Genomic DNA, 17260 nt, shown 5'->3' with positions numbered 1-17260 from the left:
CAGCTTGCGGCGTTACTGGATTGCCGCGCGGCCTGCGGCCGCTCGCAATGACGATCAGCCATCCGCCAAATCCGCCCGCCGCCAGCGCGGCTGGTCACCAAGCTTGGGCGGGCGGTTCACCAGCGCCTCGACAAAAGCGATCGCCGCATGGCCGATCTTCTGCGCCTTTGACGTATAGACGCGGCGATCCCACGCCGCAGTGCCCCGCGCAAGCACCTTGCGCCCGATCGCGGTGTAGATGCGCGCGGCGGAAAGCACCGCCCAGCGGCTGCGGAACGGCAGGCGCGCTGCGCCAATGCGCGAGGATGCGGCGTGCACTTCCATCCGCCGCACCAGCCGCGCGGCCATGTCAGCCAGTTCCTGCCGGTGATGCGGCTTGGTGTGCTGGCCCGGCTCGATATCTTCCTCGACCAGCCATTCGATCGGCAGGTAGCAGCGATCCGCAGCGTCATCCTCCACCAGGTCGCGCGCGATATTGGCGAGCTGGAAGGCCAGGCCAAGGTCGCAGGCGCGATCCAGCGTGTCGGCATCCTCGCGCCTTACACCCATAACCAGCGCCATCATCACGCCCACCGCTCCCGCCACGTGCCAGCAATAGCGCATCAGATCCGCTTCGCTGCGCGGGCGCCAATCATCCGCGTCAAGCTGGAACCCGGCGATCACCGCTTCGGCATCCTCCATCGTCAGCCCGCATTCGCTGGCGACCTGGCCGAAAGCGTCGAAGGCGGGATCGGCGGTCGGCTGGCCATCGAGCGCGGCCTGCGTCAGCACACGGATATGCTTGACCCGCTCGCCGATGTCGGACTGCTCGCCCAGTGCACCGCCCATATCCTGCGCGTCGGTCAGATCGTCGCAGCGGCGGCACCAGGCATAGAGCATCCACACCCGCTCGCGCGTGGTGCGGTCAAACAGGCGCGATGCGGCAGAGAAACTCCTTGAGCCCTGCTTTATCGCCAAACGGCTTTTTTCGACCAGCGGCGCGCGGTGCCGCCCGGCGCCCGGCTCGCGCGGCGTATGCCGCAGCGTGTTTGCCGGGGCGAACATATTGGGCTCGCTCACAAATCCTCGGCCTTCATGCGGAAGATCGGGATGTGCGGCTGATAAGATGCCATCTTGTCGAGCAAATCGCCAAGGCTATCCGAATGAATCAGGATGTTCTGGTGCGCCGCGCGCACGAACCCGACCTCGATCATCTTTTCATTGAAGGCAATCAGATGGTCAAAGAAGCCGAACGCGTTGAGCAGGCCAACCGGATCGGAATGATAGCCAAGCTGGGCCCAGCTCATGGCTTCCCACAATTCGTCCATCGTGCCGACCCCGCCGGGAATGGTCAGGAAACCGTCCGAAAGATCGGTGAAACGCTGCTTGCGCTCATGCATCCCGGAAACGGTGATCAATTCCGTGCAATTGCGATTGGCGACTTCGCTGTTCACCAGCGCTTCGGGGATCACCCCGATCACTTCGCCGCCCGCCTCCAGCGCGCCGCGTGCCACAGCGCCCATCAGCCCCAGCCGCCCGCCGCCATAGACCACGCCGATTTCGCGCAAGGCAAGCGAACGGCCGACTTCGTGGGCGAGTTCGGCGTAACGTGGATCTTGCGGCGTCGCGGACCCGCAATAGACAGCAATGCGATTCATATATCCTCCCCTGCAAGGGGAGGGGGACCATCCGCAGGATGGTGGAGGGGCACCATGGCAAGTTCCGTTCGTTGGTTGCAAATCTCGCATACGCGCATAATCACCGCCTCGATATCTTCAAGCACCAAGATGGCCGGGATGCGCGTGGTGGCGATACCTCGCAGCCGCAGGAATTCGGACCGAGCAACATCCCTTCGCGTAGCTTGCCATGGCGCCCCTCCACCCCGCCGCTTCGCGTCGCGGTCCCCCTCCCCGTCACGGGGAGGATTTCGTTGCCAGATCCTCCAGCATCAAGCTTGCTGTTGCCTTGGCGCTGCCAACCACGCCGGGAATGCCCGCGCCCGGATGCGTGCCCGCACCGACAAGATAGAAGTTTTCGATCACATCGTCGCGGTTGTGGCCGCGCAGCCAGGCGCTTTGCCACAGCACCGGTTCGAGGCTGAAGGCGCTGCCCAGATGCGCATTCAGATCGGCTGCGAAATCCTTGGGCGCATAGCTGAAACTGGTCACGATCCGGTCATGGATATCGGGGATCAGCCGCCTGCCGACCTCGTCGAGGATGCGTTTTTCGAGCACCGGACCGATCTGGTCCCAATCGACCGCCAGCTTGCCCATGTGGGCGACCGGCACCAGCGCGTAGAATGTGCTCTTGCCCTTGGGTGCCATGCTTGGATCGGTTACCGTGGGATGGTGCAGGTAAATGCTGAAATCCTGCGGCAGAACGCCACTGGTATAGATGTCATCCAGCAGGCCCTTATAGCGCGGACCGAACAGGATCATGTGATGCGGGATGCCGGGCCAGGTGCCCTCCAGCCCGAAATGGACCACGAACAGTCCAGGGCTGAAGCTCTTGCGCGAAAGCGACCTGGCATAATCATGCCCACGCTTGGTTCCGCTCAGGATATCGCGATAGGAATGCATGATGTCAGCATTGCTGGCCACTGCATCGAAGCGCTGCTTCCACCCGCTGGCAGTCTCGACCTCGCTCGCGCGGCAGCCGAGCGTGTGGACCTGCACCACCGGATCGCCGAGCCGCATGGTGCCGCCAAGCCGCTCGAAATGGCGCACCATCCCCGCGATCAGGCGATTGGTGCCGCCGCGCGTCCACCACACGCCGCCATCCATCTCAAGCTTGTGGATCAGCGCATAGATCGCGCTGGTGGTCATCGGATTGCCGCCCACCAGCAGCGTATGGAATGACAGCGCTTCACGCAGTTTTTCGCTCTTCACGAAGCTGGAGACCATCGAATAGACGCTGCGCCATGCCTGTTTCTTCACCAGCGCGGGCGCCGCCTTGAGCATCGATTTGAAATCGAGGAACGGCACCGCACCAAGCTTGAGATAGCCTTCCTCATAGACTCCGGCCGAATATTCCAGGAAGCGCTGGTAACCCGCGACATCCGCCGGATTGAGCTTGGCAATTTCGGCATTGAGGCTGTCTTCGTCGTTCGAATAATCGAAGTTTGTCCCGTCGGGCCAGTTGAGCCGGTAGAACGGCATGACCGGCATCAGCTCGACATCTTCGGCCATGTTGTGCCCGCTCAGCTGCCACAGCTCTTTCAGGCAGTCAGGATCGGTCACCACCGTCGGCCCGCCATCGAAGGTGAAGCCTTCCTTTTCCCAGAAATAGGCCCGTCCGCCCGGCTTGTCGCGCGCTTCGATCACCGTGGTGGTGATGCCAGCCGATTGCAGCCGGATTGCCAGCGCCAGCCCCCCGAATCCGGAACCGATCACGCAGGCGCTGCGGCCCTCGTAGCGGGCCGGATCAATCAGCGGTTTCGCCCTCAGCGGCGGCGTGAAAGGCGGGGTCTGCGTGGTCATCAGACTTTCTCCATGGCCAAGGGGTTACCCTTGCCGGCAAGCGCGCGGATTGCACGCGGGATAGGTACGGGCGGCTTGCCGATCAGGATGCGGGCCTTGTCAGGAAGCGTCGAGCGGCATGCGTAAAAGCGTTCGATCAGCCTTTCGGGCAAACCATAGAACCTTTGGAAAATGTCCACACGGCGATCAGGTTCCGCAGCCTTGAACAACATTCGGCCCAAGGCGCGGTAGATCGCCGTCTTGCGCCAGTGCGCGCGCGCGCGATTTTCGACGAAGGCAGCGAGCTGCGGCCCGGCGAGATCGCCGCGTGCAGCGATCGCCAGCGCGTTTTCGGCCGCGATCGGAAGGGTGTAGCTGGTGAGCGGATGGGTGAAGCCGCCGCGCGCGCCCGCCAATGCTACGCCGGGGACTTGCATCTGCTTGAGATAGGCGTTGAAATCACCCCCGGTGATGACCGGAAGAACGCCGGTTTCATGGCCTGCATCCGTGCCATCGGCCCACCCGTGGCGCTCGGCATAGCGGTCAATCCGTCCCGAGAGCAGGCGAGGGTCGAATTCAGGGCTATCGGCGTAGTAAGTGTCTTCGATGAACAGCTCGTGCGCGGCAATCGGCAGGACATAGACGAAGCGATAGGCACCGCCATTGCCCACCGGGGCACTTTGCGTGACGGCGGCGTCCATGATGACCGGGCGATTGATCCCGTGCGCAGCATCGAAGCTGATATGCCGGCCCATGAACACCTGCCAGCCGCCGCGCAAATGCGGTGTCGGGGCAAAGCCGCGGCAATCGATCACTGTGCGCGCCGTAATGCGCTCGCCGCCGTCGAGCATGACGCTTTCGGCATCCAGACTTGCCACGCTTGTGTTCAGCCGGATCGCGCCTTGTGGCAGCAGGCGCTGCAGCGCGAGGTGGAAATCTGCGCTGGTGAGCGAGCGGTAGCCGGTGTCAAGCACTCGGCGATAGGCGGGAAAAGTGACCTCATGGCCATTATCCCACTGCACCTGCCGAAAGGCTGCCAGCAGCGCCTCCCCCTCAGCCGAAAGGTCGCTCGCAAACCAGCTCCAGCGATGGTTGCCGCCCAGCATGGCGCCGCTCTCGATCAGTTCGATGCGGCATTCAGGCCGCGCGCGGATCAGCGCGAGCGCGATCAGCCCGCCGGCAAGCCCGCCGCCCACAATTGCCACATCGATCATGCGCCCGTTCATTACAATCCAGCCACTAGGGCAGCCAGGGTGATGGGGCAATCGCCTTGGTCGAGCGAGGCCATTGCGGAACGCAAGCTGACGCGCCACGTTGGCTAAAGGATTCAGGAGAATGTCCAGACCATGAAAATTCGCCTTTTGGCCGTGCCGCTTGCACTCGCCATGGTGGCTGCGCCGCTTTCAGCGCAAGCGGCCGGTGATGATGATGGCGCGCGCGGAGCGGAGCCTTCCGCCAGCCAGGAAGAAGGCCTAGCCCTGTCGATCGAGCCCCCGGCACGCCCCCGCTCGATCTTTGCGGGCGACTGGATCGCGCTGGGTGCGGGCTTCGTCTATGCCAATTCCTACAGCGGTTCTGACGAATCCCGCGTGTTTCCCGTGCCGGTCGTGGCCGGCAACTACAAGGGCATCGGGGTGCGTCCGCGCGCGGCCGGTCTGTCGTTCAATTTTCTCGAAACCATGCGCGGCGATGTGACTTTTTCCGCTGGCCCGATTTTCCGTTTTCGCAGTGATCGCACCGGAACCATCAAGGATGACGTAGTCGCAGCAGCTGGCAAGCTCGAAACCGCCATTGAACTGGGCGGGCAGGCGGGGGTGACCTTCAATGGTGTGTTCACCGGCTATGACCGCGTATCTGCCGGGATTGACGTGCTGTTCGACGTGGCCGGTGCCCACCGCGGCACAATCATCGATCCGGGCATCTCCTATTCGACCCCGTTGGGGCCCGGCGCGATTGTGGCACTGAGCGCGGGTGCACAATATGTCGATGGCGACTTCGCCGATTACTACTATTCGGTCACGCCCGTACAATCCGCCGCCAGCGGCCTGCCCGAATTCGATGCCGATAGCGGCTGGCACAAGGCCGGAGTTACGCTGGCGACGGGCTTCGACCTGAATGGAAACTTCCGCGACGGCGGGCTGATATTCGGCGGCGCGCTGGGTTATCGCCGCATGCTTGGCGATGCCGCAGCTACGCCGTTTACAAGCCTGCGCGGCGATGCCGACCAGCTCACCGCAATCTTCGGCGTGGCTTACGTATTCTAGCCTGAAACCTCGGCACAGGACCGACTTGCGTTCCGCTCCATCTGCGGGCATCACTGCCGGCAGATCGAGAGGAAAACCGATGAAATTCATCACCATGCTTGGTGCTGCGGCGGCACTGGCAGCCGGCCCGGCACTGGCCGATACCACCGTGATCCACGCCGGATCGGTCATCAGCGACGCCGCTGCCGAGCCCAGCGGACCCGCGACAATAACCGTCACCGCCGGGCGCATCATCAGCATCGAGGCGGGGCACCAGCCGTTCGAGGATGCCGATCGCTATGTCGATCTTCGTGGCAAGACGGTGCTGCCGGGCCTGATCGATCTGCACACGCATATCTCAGGCGATCCCAGCGGCGATTATTGGCGGGCGGCGGTGGATTCGCCTGAATGGTATTCGATGGTGGCGGCCAAGAATGCGCGCATCACCGCGCTTGCGGGCTTTACCACGGTGCGCGATCTGGGCTCGCGCAGCGACCAGGTGACTCAGGCGCTGCGCCGCGCAACAGAGCAGGGATTGGTTCCCGGGCCGCGTATCGTTACCTCGGGGCGGACCATCGCGATCGTCGGCGGGCATGGCGATACCAGCGGTTTCCGCAAGGAAGTGAACGATGCGCTTGCCAGCGGTTTCACCTGCACCGGCGCGACCGAATGTGCAGAAAAAGTGCGGTTGGCCTCGAAATACGGGGCTGACCTGATCAAGATCACCGCCACCGGCGGGGTGCTGTCGCAACAGGGGCGCGGGCTCGAGGCGCATTTCTCCGACGAGGAAATGCGCAGCATCGCGCGTACCGCGCAATCGCTGGGGCTCAAGGTGGCCGCCCATGCCCACGGCGCGCGCGGGATCGAAGCAGCCGCGAGAGCCGGGATCGATACGATCGAACACGGCACCTATATCGATGAAGCTGCGGCCAGGGCGATGCGCGAAAACGGCACAGTACTGGTTCCCACGCTGATGGCATTCCAGGGCATCAAAACCAATCTGGGCACGGGTTTCTATACACCGGTGGTGGAAGAGAAGGTGCGGGCAGTCGGCCCCTTTGCCGAAAGCATTGTCGAGCGCGCGCGCAAATGGGGGGTGAAGATCGCTTTCGGAACCGACGCGGGCGTCTTTCCGCACGGCCGGAATGCAGGCGAACTGGCGCTGATGCGCAAGGGCGGGATGAGCGACCGCGAAGTGCTGGCCAGTGCCACCACCACGGCGGCAAGCGTGCTGGGGATGGAGCAGGAAATCGGGCGGCTCGCCCCCGGATATTCGGCCGATATCATCGCGGTTACAGGCAACCCCCTGGCCGATGTCAGCCTGCTGGAAAATGTCGACTGGGTGATGGTGCGCGGCCGGGTGATCGAGTGAAACCCGGCGCGGCCTTTCAGTCGGGCCCGCTTGATCCGGAGGTTTGGCCCGTGCCGTTCATCGAACGGGCACGCAATTCATAGAGCACCGGGTGGCCGACGCGCGCCACTTCGTGAATTAGACGCGCCATGCAATGCTGCCATGCCCGAGTGGCGGCCATTTTTGACATAACAGGGGTGCATCCATGAAATTCATTCGCCCGTTTCTGCTCGCTACCGCCGCAATTGCCATGCCGGCGGCGCCAGCAGTGGCCGACCACCATGGCGGACAGCCGGTTGCCGCCCCGGCCAGCGAACAATCCGAGCATGACCAGCTCCACGCCCTGTTCGCGGATTCCGATGCGCGCGAACTGGCGCTCAATCCGCTCAGCCGCTTGTTTCGCGGCGATGACAAGGATGCGGACCGGCTTGGCGACTATCTGACCGATGCCCAGTTCCTGGCCAGCCGGACCGATACCCAGCTCAACCTCGCGCTGCTGGCACTGATCGACCGCACCAAACTGAACCAGACTGACCAGCTTGCCTATGACGTGTTCAAATACCAGCAGGAACAGGCGCTGCGCGGCCAGACCGATGAGCTGCGCGCGCTGACCGAGGTCCGCCCGGTCAACCATTTTTCGGGCTTCCACACTTTCTATCCCACCTTCGCCAGCGGGCAGGGCGCGGCGCCTTTCAAGACGCTTGCCAATTACGAAGACAACCTGTCCCGTCATGACGATTACATCGTGATTACCGACCGTGCTATCGGCAAGTTCCGCGAAGGCATGAAGAGCGGGGTGCTGGAAACCCGGCTGACCATCGACCGGGTAATCAAGCAGCTCGATACGCAGCTCGCCATTCCGGTGGAGGATTCGCAGTTCATGGGGCCGCTCAAGGTCTTTTCGGACGGATTCTCGCAGGCAGACAAGGATCGCCTTACTGCCGCTTACAAGGCCAAGACCAACGACATTTACAAGGCGCATGAGCGGCTGCGTGATTTCCTGCGCGACGAATATCTGCCGGTCGCGCGCGAAAACGTGGGCCTCAGCCAGATGAAGGGCGGCGAAAAGCTCTATGCCCTGATGATCGAGCAGACCACGACCTTGCCGCTAACCGCCGATTACGTGCACAATCTCGGCCTGAGCGAAGTGGCCCGGATCAAGGGCGATATGGAAAAGCTCAAGGCGGAGGTCGGCTTTGCCGGCACACTGAACGAATTCTTCGACTTCGTCCGCACCGACGCGCAGTTCAAGCCCGAAAGCCGCGAAGCGCTGACGCAGAGCTATTACGATATCGGTAAGCAGGTCGATGCAAAGATCGGCGAATATTTCTCGCTGCTTCCCAAATCCGAGCTGAAGATCCAGCCTTATGACCCGGCGATCGAGCAGTTCAGCGCTGGCGGCTCGTATCAGCAGGGCACGCCCGACGGTTCGCGCCCGGGCACCTTCTATTTCAACGCCTATGACCTGCCCAGCCGCCTGACCACGGGCAATGTCACGCTGTATCTGCATGAGGGCGCGCCGGGCCACCATTTCCAGATCAGCCTGGCGCAGGAGAACGATGCCCTGCCCGCGTTCATGCGCTTCGGCGGCAATACCGCCTTTGTCGAGGGCTGGGCGCTGTATGCCGAAACGCTGGGCTATGAGATGGGCTTCTTCGACGACCCATGGAACCGCTATGGCACGCTGCAGGACGAACAGATGCGCGCCATGCGCCTGGTGGTCGACAGCGGCATCCATGCCAAGGGCTGGAGCCGCGAACAGGCGATCGACTTCATGCTGGAAAATTCGGGCATGACCCGCACCGAAGTGGTGGCCGAAGTCGAACGCTATATCGCCATTCCCAGCCAGGCGCTGGCCTACAAGATTGGCGCGCTCAAGATCCAGGAACTGCGCCAGCGGGCGGCACAAGCGCTGGGCGACGGGTTCGACATCAAGGAATTCCATGCCCAGGTGCTGAACACCGGCGCGCTGCCGCTGGCGGTGCTGGAGGAGAAGATCGACCGCTGGATCGCGGCGAAGAAGGGGTAGCGCCATCGCCGCCGGGGTGGCGGGATCGTTGACGCAAACCCCGGCGCAGCGCGATCAGGCCAGTGCTTCGGCCAGGTTCTCGTATCCCGCCACGAAATCCTGCTTGAACTGCTGAACCACCTGCCCGGCAGAGGTCACTTCGCGCACCAGCCCCACGCCCTGGCCCACCCAATAGGAGCATAGCTCGCGCGCCTTGGGGTTGCCATTCACCGCCGCCTTGTCGATCGCGCGCAGCGCCGGTTCGGACAGTAGCATCATCAGCGGCATGGGCAGCGCAGGCAGGCCAGCCTCTTCCCACATGGCGTGCCAGCCGCTGCGCAACTGGCGGCTGTATTTGCCGGTGCGGTGCTTGGAACGGATCGTGTCGCGGCTGGTGGCAGCAACCATCTTGTCGCGGAACACCTCGTTCGTTTCCGCCTCGCTCGTCGCCAGCCACACGCTGCCGCACCAAGCGCCCGCAGCGCCCATTGCCATCATCCCGGCCATTTGCTTGCCGTTCATGATGCCGCCCGCCGCCAGCACCGGAATGTCGGCACCGGCCTGCTCGATCGCCTGCAGCACTTCGGGGATCAGCACGATGGTGGACACCTCGCCGCAGTGCCCGCCGCCTTCGCCGCCCTGCGCCACGATGATATCCACCCCGGCCTCGATCTGCTTCATCGCATGTTCCTTGGCGCCAACCAGCGCCGCCACCGGGATGCCGTGCTTCTTGCCCGCCGCGATCATCTGCGGCGGGGCGGTGCCCAGCGCATTGGCGATCAGGCGCACGGGGTGATTGAAACTCACCTCCAGCAGTTCCTGCCCCAGCGATGTATTGGGCCGCTGCGACCCGCCAAGCGGCGCGGCGGCATCTTCGCTGATCCCCGCCTCGCGCAGGATCTGCCGGGTGAAATCGCGATATTGCTGCGGGATTGCCGCGATGACCTCGTCTGCCGTCACCGATTGGTCGACCGCCTGCACCTCCGGGATCAGCACGTCGACACCATAAGGCTTGCCGTCGATGTGATCGTCTATCCACTGCAGCTCTACCTCAAGCTGCTCAGGCGTGAAGCTGACCGCGCCCAGCACGCCGAAACCACCCGCGCGGCTGACGGCGGCAACCACGTCGCGGCAATGCGAAAAGGCAAACAGCGGGAATTCGCAACCCACCATCTCGGTCATGCGGAACGGCATCGTTTTTCTCTCCTGTGGCAATTCGTTCTATCCATAGCGCAGCCTGCCGCAAGCGCGACATGCCACAATTGATTCTGGTCAATGAACCCCTGCATTATATGCTCCATCCTTGAACGTGAGAGGAGTGTGCCATGAATTCCATCGACCGCATCGAACCGAAGACAGAGACCCAGCATGTGGACGTGCTGATCGCGGGGGCGGGAATCTCGGGAATCGGCTCTGCCTATCACCTGCAGCACCAATGCCCGGGGAAAAGCTATGCCATCCTTGAGATGAAGGACACATTCGGCGGAACCTGGGAAACGCACAAATATCCCGGCGTGCGTTCGGACAGCGATCTTTACACCTTCGGCTATCGCTTCAAGCCGTGGGTGGGCGCACCGATCGCCAGCGCGGAGGAAATCCTCAAATATATGGGCGAGGTGATCGAGGAAAACGGAATCGGTGAGCACATCTTCTATGGCCACCGGATCACACGCTGCTCCTTCTCGCGGACAAGCAATTTGTGGACGGTGGAGGCGGTCCGGCTGGCAGACGGGGCACAGCGCGTGTTCACCTGCAAATTCCTGTGGATGTGCCAGGGCTATTACGACCATGAAACGCCCTACATCCCGCCCGAATGGCACAAGCGGGGGCTGGCGGATTTCAAGGGTGACTTCGTCCACGCCCAGCTGTGGGATCCGGATTATGACTATGCCGGCAAGCGGATCCTGGTGATCGGATCAGGCGCGACTGCGGCCACCGTGGTGCCCGAATTCGCCGATAAGGCCGCGCATGTCACCATGCTGCAACGCTCGCCGACCTATTTCTATTGCAGCGAAAACAAGAACGAGCTGGCCGACCGGCTGCGCGAAATCGGCATTGACGAGCCGACCATCCACCGCGTCGTGCGCGCGCAGATCATGCATGACCAGGATCTGATGACGCGGCGCTGCCAGGAAGAGCCGGACGTGGTGTTCGAAGAGCTGAAAGAACTGGTGCGCGCCTTTACCGGCAAGCCCGATTTCGAGTTCGAGCCGCATTTCACCCCCAAATACCGGGTGTGGCAGCAGCGGCTGGCCTTCTGCCCCGAAGGCGATGTTTTCCGCGCCGCGGTGGCAGGCAAGCTGACGGTCGTGACGGACGAGATCGAGCGCTTCACCGCAAAGGGCGTGCGTACCGCCTCGGGCGAGGAGATCGAGGCTGACCTGATCGTGGCGGCAACCGGTTTCCGCCTGTCGGTGATGGGCGACATTCCGTTTTTCGTCGATGGCGAACCGGTCGACTGGCACGATACCGTCACCTATCGCGGGATGATGTTCACCGGCGTGCCCAACATGGCGTGGGTGATGGGATATTTCCGCGCCAGCTGGACCTTGCGGGTCGATATGCTGGGCGATTTCGTTTGCGCGCTGCTAAACCACATGGATGAGAAACATGCCGCGCGGGTCGAAGTGGCACTGCGGCCCGAAGATGAGGGTATGGAGCTTCATCCATGGATCGAGCGCGACAATTTCAATCCCGGTTATCTGATGCGCGGGCTCGACAAATTGCCGCGCCGGGGTGACAAGCCCGAATGGCGGCACAACCAGGATTACTGGCGCGAAAAGGACGAGATACCCAGGATCGATCTCGATGCACCGGAATTCGTCTATAGCGGCCCGTGCCGTGAAACTGCTGACAAGATCGATATGGAACTGGCGGGCGGATAATCGCCGCAAGCCGCAGGGGGAGGATACAGGCGATGGACAGCACCTTCGATCCGGTCGCGTGGAGCTCCACGCTGCTTGGCGTCTTTGCGATTGCAGTTGCGGTTGGCGCGCTGAGAACGCCGGGCAAATGGGCGCAGATGGTGCTCGAAATCGAGGAATCGCCCGCGCTGCAATTGCTGTGCGGCTTTGCCGAACTGTTCATCGGCGCGGCGATCTATCTCATCAATCCATGGGATTCGGCTGACCTGCTATCGATGCTGATGAAGGCTATCGGCGGGCTGATGATGGCCGAGGCGCTGGTGGTGATGGCGATTTCCGACCTCTATTTCCAGACCTGGCTCAAGAATCTGGCGGCGATGCGCCGCGGCTGGCCCATCGCGACGCTGGTGATAGGCGCGGCGCTGGCGGGCGCGGGGATGCTGCGCTTCGTGTGAAGTAAGGTCTGCCGCGCACTGGAGACCTGACCTTAGCCAAGTTTGAATACGCGGCGGGCATTGCCGGAGAGGAATGCCTCACGGTTCTCGTCATCGAGGCCCAGTTCGTCGAGCTTATCAAGGCAGCGCGCAGGCGATAGCATCGGCCAATTGGTACCGAACATCACCCGGCTGCGCCCCGGCCCCTTCATATACTCGACAAAGGCAGGTGGCAGGCGGTGCACCGCATAGGCCGATGTATCGACATGGAAATTGGGGAATTTGATCGTCATGGTCAGCAATTGGTCGATCCACGGGAAGCCGACGTGGCCGCCAACAACCACCAGTTCCGGGAAATCAAGCATCACACGCTCGAGATAAGGCAGTGGCCGCCCGGTTTCTGATGTCAGCAGCGGGCCGGTATGGCCAATTTGGGTGCAGAAAGGCACGCCAGCATCCACGCATGCGGCATAGATGGGGTAATATCGCCGATCGTCGGGGGTGAGTTCCCACAGCCATGGCACCACGCGCACCCCGACAAAACGCTTGCCATCCACCCATTTGCGGATTTCGCGCACAGCCTCCATTGGCCTGTTCAAATTTACACTGGCAAGGCCGCGCAGCCTGTCTGGCGCGGTGTCGATCTGTTCGGAAACTTCCTCATTGCTGATCAGTGAGCCATTGGGGCCATACCATGCTGAAAGGATCGAAACATCGACGCCTGCCGCATCCATGGCATCTACTGTTGATGCAACTGTCGGAAGGATACGATCACTGTCCTGGCCGGTCCAGCGAAGCAGCGGTGCCAGCCATGGTTGTGCCGCCATCCGCTCGGTCGTGATTTGTGCCCAAACGTCAATCGCGCCCATGTTTCGAATCCTCATTGAATATAGTTTACTAGTGAAGTATATTTGCACTCGGGAATTGGGGCAAGGAAAATGAGCAAGCAAGGCACGGCCGCAGAAAGCCGCATTTTTTTCAACCTGCAACGCGCCGCGCATTCGCTGAAAAAGCGCGCTGATTATGCGTTGCTGGCTGAAGGTGAAATTACGACGGCACAGGCCGCCGCGCTGATGATCATCGGCCAGAGGGCGCCTGTCTCGCAGCGTGAGGTCGCCAGAATCCTGGAGCAGAATGAATCCGCGATGACAGCTATGGTCAGGCGGCTGATGGCGCTGGGCTATGTAGAGAGGCAGCGTGCGGCAGACGATGTGCGCAGATGGGATCTGTTGATCACGACGGCAGGGACCAATGCGCTCAAACAAGCCCGTGCAGCATTTGGCGAGGTAAATCGGGCGATTGAGGCCAGGCTGAGCCCGCATGAGATTGCCGAGCTTGCCCGCTTGCTGAACCTCCTGTCTGACCATGCAGATCAATCATAATTGATTTCTCTCCAGATCGCCCCGTTCACAGCTGAGTGAGCGCGGGATGCTGCGCTTCGTTTAGCGATCAAATGGCAACACAAACCTGGCCGGGTAAAGCGTGCCAGTTATTGCGCTGCTGCGGCTGTGCTGGCAGCGTGGGGCAATGACACGCAAATCCAGGCTAGTTGCCATGGCCCTGACCACTCTCGCCCTGCCGCTTGCTGCCTGCCAGACGATGCCCGAGGCTGATCCGCAGGCTCGTTTCTGGCAAGCACTGTCCAGCCATTGCGGCAAGGCCTATGCCGGGCGGCTGGTGTCTGACGAGGAAGCCGATGCCGAAATGCGCGGCGCCGCCATGGTGATGGAGCTGCGCGAATGCAGCGCCGCGCGAATCGCCATCCCGTTCCATATCCAGCGTGCCGATGGCAGCTGGGATCGCTCGCGCACATGGCTGGTCACTCGCACCGCCTCTGGCCTCAGGCTCAAGCACGATCACCGGCATGAGGATGGCAGCCACGATGCGGTGACGATGTATGGCGGAGACAGCGCGGCTGGCGGCGGCACCTCGCGGGCGCAGGACTTCGCGGTTGATGCGGAAAGCGTGGCGATGTTCCGCGCCAACGGGCTTGACCGCTCAGTCACCAATGTCTGGCGGGTCGAGATCGACCCCGCAGGTGAACACGGTGCGATTTTCGCCTACCAGCTGAGCCGCCAGCCACCCAACGCACGATTGTTCCGGGTGGAGTTCGACGCCACCCGTCCGATTGCGAATCCGCCCCCGCCTTGGCGCTGACGCAGGTCGGCTGAAAAGGTGCATGCGCCTATGGACCCGGTCAGGCAAAACGCCTAGACCACGCCTATCCCCGGGGAGCCAGCAGTCTGGCTGAGAGGTGTGGGTATGCTCCGCACGACCCGTCGAACCTGAACCGATTAGCATCGGCGGAGGGAGTGGATGGCGCGCGCATTCCCGCCACCACTCTCCCGCTGTGAGGAGAGTTTTCACATGGCCGACATCAACAGCAAGCTCGAAATAGGCGTTACCACCGGGCCGATCCGCGGCAGCCGCAAGGTCCATGTGGGCGCGCGTACCGGCAGCGGCATCCGGGTTGCCATGCGCGAGATCGACCTTGAGGGCGATGAGCCCAGCCTGCGGGTCTATGACACCTCCGGCCCCTATACCGATCCCGCAGCAACCATCGACATCCAGGCCGGCCTGCCCGCGCTGCGCCGCGAATGGATCATGGCGCGCGGCGATGTCGAGCAATATGACGGGCGCGAGGTCAAGCCGGAGGACAACGGCCAGCCCAAAGGGGGTTCGGGCCCAGACCGTTCGGGCGGCGTGCCCCCGTTCCCCAATGTGGTGAAGCGCCCGCTGCGCGCCAAAGCCGGGGCCAACGTCAGCCAGATGCACTATGCCCGCCGCGGCATCATCACGCCTGAAATGGAATATGTCGCCGAGCGCGAGAATCTGGGGCGCGAAACGGCGAAGGAACTGATCGCCGCCAACCGTGAAGGCGCGCAAAGCTGGGGCGCGCAGATCCCCGATCTCATCACGCCCGAATTCGTGCGCGACGAGGTGGCGCGGGGCAGGGCGATCATCCCCTCCAACATCAACCACCCCGAGTCAGAGCCGATGGCGATCGGGCGCAATTTCCTGGTCAAGATCAACGCCAATATCGGCAATTCGGCGGTGGCGAGCGACGTTGCGGCCGAAGTTGACAAGATGGTGTGGTCCACACGCTGGGGCGCGGACACGGTGATGGACCTCAGCACCGGGCGCAACATCCATGACACGCGCGAATGGATCGTGCGCAATTCGCCGGTGCCGATCGGCACCGTGCCGATCTATCAGGCGCTGGAAAAGGTTGGCGGCGTGGCCGAGGAGCTGACCTGGGAGATCTTTCGTGACACGCTGATCGAGCAGGCCGAGCAGGGCGTCGACTATTTCACCATCCATGCGGGCGTGCGCCTGCCCTATGTGCCGCTCGCGGCCAAGCGCGTGACCGGCATCGTCAGCCGTGGCGGCTCGATCATGGCGAAATGGTGCCTGGCGCATCACAAGGAAAGCTTCCTCTACGAGCATTTCGACGAGATCACGGAGATCATGAAGCAATACGACATCGCCTATTCGCTGGGTGACGGCCTGCGCCCCGGCTCCATTGCCGATGCCAATGACGAGGCGCAGTTTGCCGAGCTCTACACGCTGGGCGAGCTCACCCACCGCGCCTGGAAACAGGATGTGCAGGTGATGATCGAGGGGCCAGGCCATGTGCCGATGAACAAGATCAAGGAGAATATGGACAAGCAGCTGGAGGTGTGCGGCGAGGCGCCCTTCTACACGCTTGGCCCGCTCGTCACTGATATCGCGCCGGGATATGACCATATCACCAGCGGCATCGGCGCGGCGCAGATCGGCTGGTACGGCACCGCCATGCTCTGCTACGTCACGCCCAAGGAACACCTCGGCCTGCCTGACCGGGACGATGTGAAGGTGGGCGTCATCACCTACAAGCTCGCCGCCCACGCCGCCGACCTTGCGAAAGGCCACCCGGCGGCCAAGCTGCGCGACGATGCGCTGAGCAAAGCGCGCTTCGAATTCCGCTGGCGCGACCAGTTCAACCTGTCATTGGACCCGGATACCGCCGAGCAATATCATGACCAGACCCTGCCGGCAGAAGGCGCCAAGACGGCGCATTTCTGCAGCATGTGCGGGCCGAAATTCTGCAGCATGAAGATCAGCCAGGACGTGCGCGATTTTGCTTCGCGGCAGAACCAGGGCGCGGACGGCTTCATCGCCAGCATGCAGAGCGGGGCCGAAGCCGCCGCTGCGAGCCGCGAGGCCGCGCTTAAGGGAATGGCGGAGATGGCGGAGAAATACCGCGACGGCGGGGATCTGTATGTGAAAGCGGGGGACTAACCTTCCCCCATCCGTTCACCCCGCGCCCGCCAAAGGGACATCGACCATATGAAGCAAATTCTCATCCTTGTGCCAATCGCCCTGCTGGCGGCCTGCGATTCGCAGCCATCCAGCGAAGCTGATCCCGCCGCAGATGGCGGTTCTGCCACCACCACGCCCGCTCCACCGCAGGCGGACCAGCCATTGCCCCCGGAACAACCCGCCGCCTGGGATCTCGCCGCGAGCGATGAAGGCACGGTGCTGCTGTTCCCGGCCACGGGCGATGCGGTGATCAGGCTGTTCTGTCCCGCCCGCAAAGGCGAGATTCTCGTCAACGTCCCGGCTCTCCGCCCGATCGGCAGCGAGGAGCGGCTGAGCTTTGGCAGCGGCGGGAACGTCGAGGCACTGGTCGCCGATACGCGCGGTGACAGCCAGCGCGGCGGCGTGAGCGGCACCGGCGCAGTGCCGGGCAATCTTGGTGCGCTGATCGGCGGGCCGATCTCGGTCAACTATGGCGCGCAGAACAGCGGCCCGCACCCGGCACCGCCACCAGAGCTTGCCCGCGCCTTCATCGCCGCCTGCGGCTAGAGATGGAATGCTCCATCGCCAGCATGCAGGGCGGGGCCGATGCTGCCGCTGAAGGGCATGGCAGAGATGGCGGAG

Annotated in this window: 15 protein-coding genes and 1 riboswitch; of the genes, 9 read left to right on the top strand and 6 right to left on the bottom strand. The window is 62.8% G+C overall.

Annotated features, from left to right (window positions below):
- Positions 1 to 54 precede the first annotated feature (54 nt).
- From ACX2DJ_RS00390 to crtY, 4 genes are all read right to left on the bottom strand, one after another.
- Entirely contained in the window at positions 55 to 1044 is a 990-nt protein-coding gene (locus tag ACX2DJ_RS00390) for a phytoene/squalene synthase family protein (protein WP_462572513.1), read from the bottom strand.
- Between the two features lie 11 nt (positions 1045 to 1055).
- Complete coding sequence (locus ACX2DJ_RS00385) at positions 1056 to 1637, bottom strand: LOG family protein (RefSeq protein ID WP_462570350.1); 582 nt, start codon at positions 1635 to 1637, stop codon at positions 1056 to 1058.
- A 255-nt stretch (positions 1638 to 1892) separates the two neighbouring features.
- Positions 1893 to 3458 (bottom strand): phytoene desaturase, encoded by a 1566-nt coding sequence (locus tag ACX2DJ_RS00380; RefSeq protein ID WP_462570349.1) that lies wholly within the window; start codon positions 3456 to 3458, stop codon positions 1893 to 1895.
- Complete coding sequence (crtY, locus tag ACX2DJ_RS00375) at positions 3458 to 4663, bottom strand: lycopene beta-cyclase CrtY (RefSeq protein WP_462570348.1); 1206 nt, start codon at positions 4661 to 4663, stop codon at positions 3458 to 3460. The genes ACX2DJ_RS00380 and crtY overlap by 1 nt, the downstream gene beginning before the upstream one ends.
- Positions 4664 to 4783: 120 nt before the next feature.
- Between crtY and ACX2DJ_RS00370 the strand changes: the two genes are divergently transcribed.
- The 3 genes from ACX2DJ_RS00370 (at position 4784) to ACX2DJ_RS00360 (ending at position 9060) form a co-directional block, all read left to right on the top strand.
- Entirely contained in the window at positions 4784 to 5701 is a 918-nt protein-coding gene (locus tag ACX2DJ_RS00370; protein ID WP_462570347.1) for a MipA/OmpV family protein, read from the top strand.
- A 79-nt stretch (positions 5702 to 5780) separates the two neighbouring features.
- Entirely contained in the window at positions 5781 to 7052 is a 1272-nt protein-coding gene (locus tag ACX2DJ_RS00365; RefSeq protein WP_462570346.1) for a metal-dependent hydrolase family protein, read from the top strand.
- A gap of 184 nt (positions 7053 to 7236) precedes the next feature.
- Positions 7237 to 9060, top strand: a complete 1824-nt coding sequence (locus ACX2DJ_RS00360; RefSeq protein WP_462570345.1) for a DUF885 domain-containing protein — start codon at positions 7237 to 7239, stop codon at positions 9058 to 9060.
- Between the two features lie 54 nt (positions 9061 to 9114).
- Here ACX2DJ_RS00360 and ACX2DJ_RS00355 read toward each other — a convergent pair whose 3' ends face one another.
- Positions 9115 to 10233: an NAD(P)H-dependent flavin oxidoreductase gene (locus ACX2DJ_RS00355; RefSeq protein ID WP_462570344.1), complete on the bottom strand. Its 1119-nt coding sequence runs from the start codon at positions 10231 to 10233 to the stop codon at positions 9115 to 9117.
- Positions 10234 to 10364: 131 nt separating this feature from the next.
- Here ACX2DJ_RS00355 and ACX2DJ_RS00350 point away from each other — a divergent pair, with 131 nt between their 5' ends.
- Together ACX2DJ_RS00350 and ACX2DJ_RS00345 are read left to right on the top strand one after the other, a co-directional pair.
- Positions 10365 to 11924: a flavin-containing monooxygenase gene (locus ACX2DJ_RS00350; protein ID WP_462570343.1), complete on the top strand. Its 1560-nt coding sequence runs from the start codon at positions 10365 to 10367 to the stop codon at positions 11922 to 11924.
- Positions 11925 to 11956: 32 nt separating this feature from the next.
- Positions 11957 to 12358, top strand: coding sequence for a hypothetical protein (locus ACX2DJ_RS00345; RefSeq protein WP_462570342.1), 402 nt, complete (start codon positions 11957 to 11959; stop codon positions 12356 to 12358).
- Positions 12359 to 12390: 32 nt separating this feature from the next.
- On the opposite strand, the gene ACX2DJ_RS00340 is transcribed toward ACX2DJ_RS00345, so the two are convergent.
- Entirely contained in the window at positions 12391 to 13206 is an 816-nt protein-coding gene (locus ACX2DJ_RS00340) for an amidohydrolase family protein (protein WP_462570341.1), read from the bottom strand.
- A 69-nt stretch (positions 13207 to 13275) separates the two neighbouring features.
- On the opposite strand from ACX2DJ_RS00340, the gene ACX2DJ_RS00335 reads away from it, so the two are divergent.
- The 4 genes from ACX2DJ_RS00335 to ACX2DJ_RS00320 all read left to right on the top strand — a co-directional run bounded on the left by ACX2DJ_RS00335 (position 13276) and on the right by ACX2DJ_RS00320 (position 17185).
- A complete protein-coding gene (locus tag ACX2DJ_RS00335; protein ID WP_462570340.1) occupies positions 13276 to 13719 on the top strand; it encodes a MarR family winged helix-turn-helix transcriptional regulator in 444 nt (147 codons plus the stop codon).
- A 145-nt stretch (positions 13720 to 13864) separates the two neighbouring features.
- Entirely contained in the window at positions 13865 to 14494 is a 630-nt protein-coding gene (locus ACX2DJ_RS00330) for a hypothetical protein (RefSeq protein WP_462570339.1), read from the top strand.
- 61 nt (positions 14495 to 14555) lie between these two features.
- Positions 14556 to 14667: riboswitch (TPP riboswitch) on the top strand.
- Positions 14668 to 14704: 37 nt separating this feature from the next.
- Complete coding sequence (thiC, locus tag ACX2DJ_RS00325; RefSeq protein ID WP_462570338.1) at positions 14705 to 16618, top strand: phosphomethylpyrimidine synthase ThiC; 1914 nt, start codon at positions 14705 to 14707, stop codon at positions 16616 to 16618.
- Positions 16619 to 16666: 48 nt separating this feature from the next.
- The gene (locus ACX2DJ_RS00320; RefSeq protein ID WP_462570337.1) at positions 16667 to 17185 is read left to right on the top strand and encodes a hypothetical protein; all 519 of its coding nucleotides are present in this window, start codon (positions 16667 to 16669) and stop codon (positions 17183 to 17185) included.
- Positions 17186 to 17260: the final 75 nt, after the last annotated feature.

The sequence above is a fragment of the Altererythrobacter chaiwopuensis genome (genome assembly GCF_054957755.1).
Note: the sequence above shows the minus strand (reverse complement) of the source record. Positions and strands in the feature narration are given on the sequence as shown.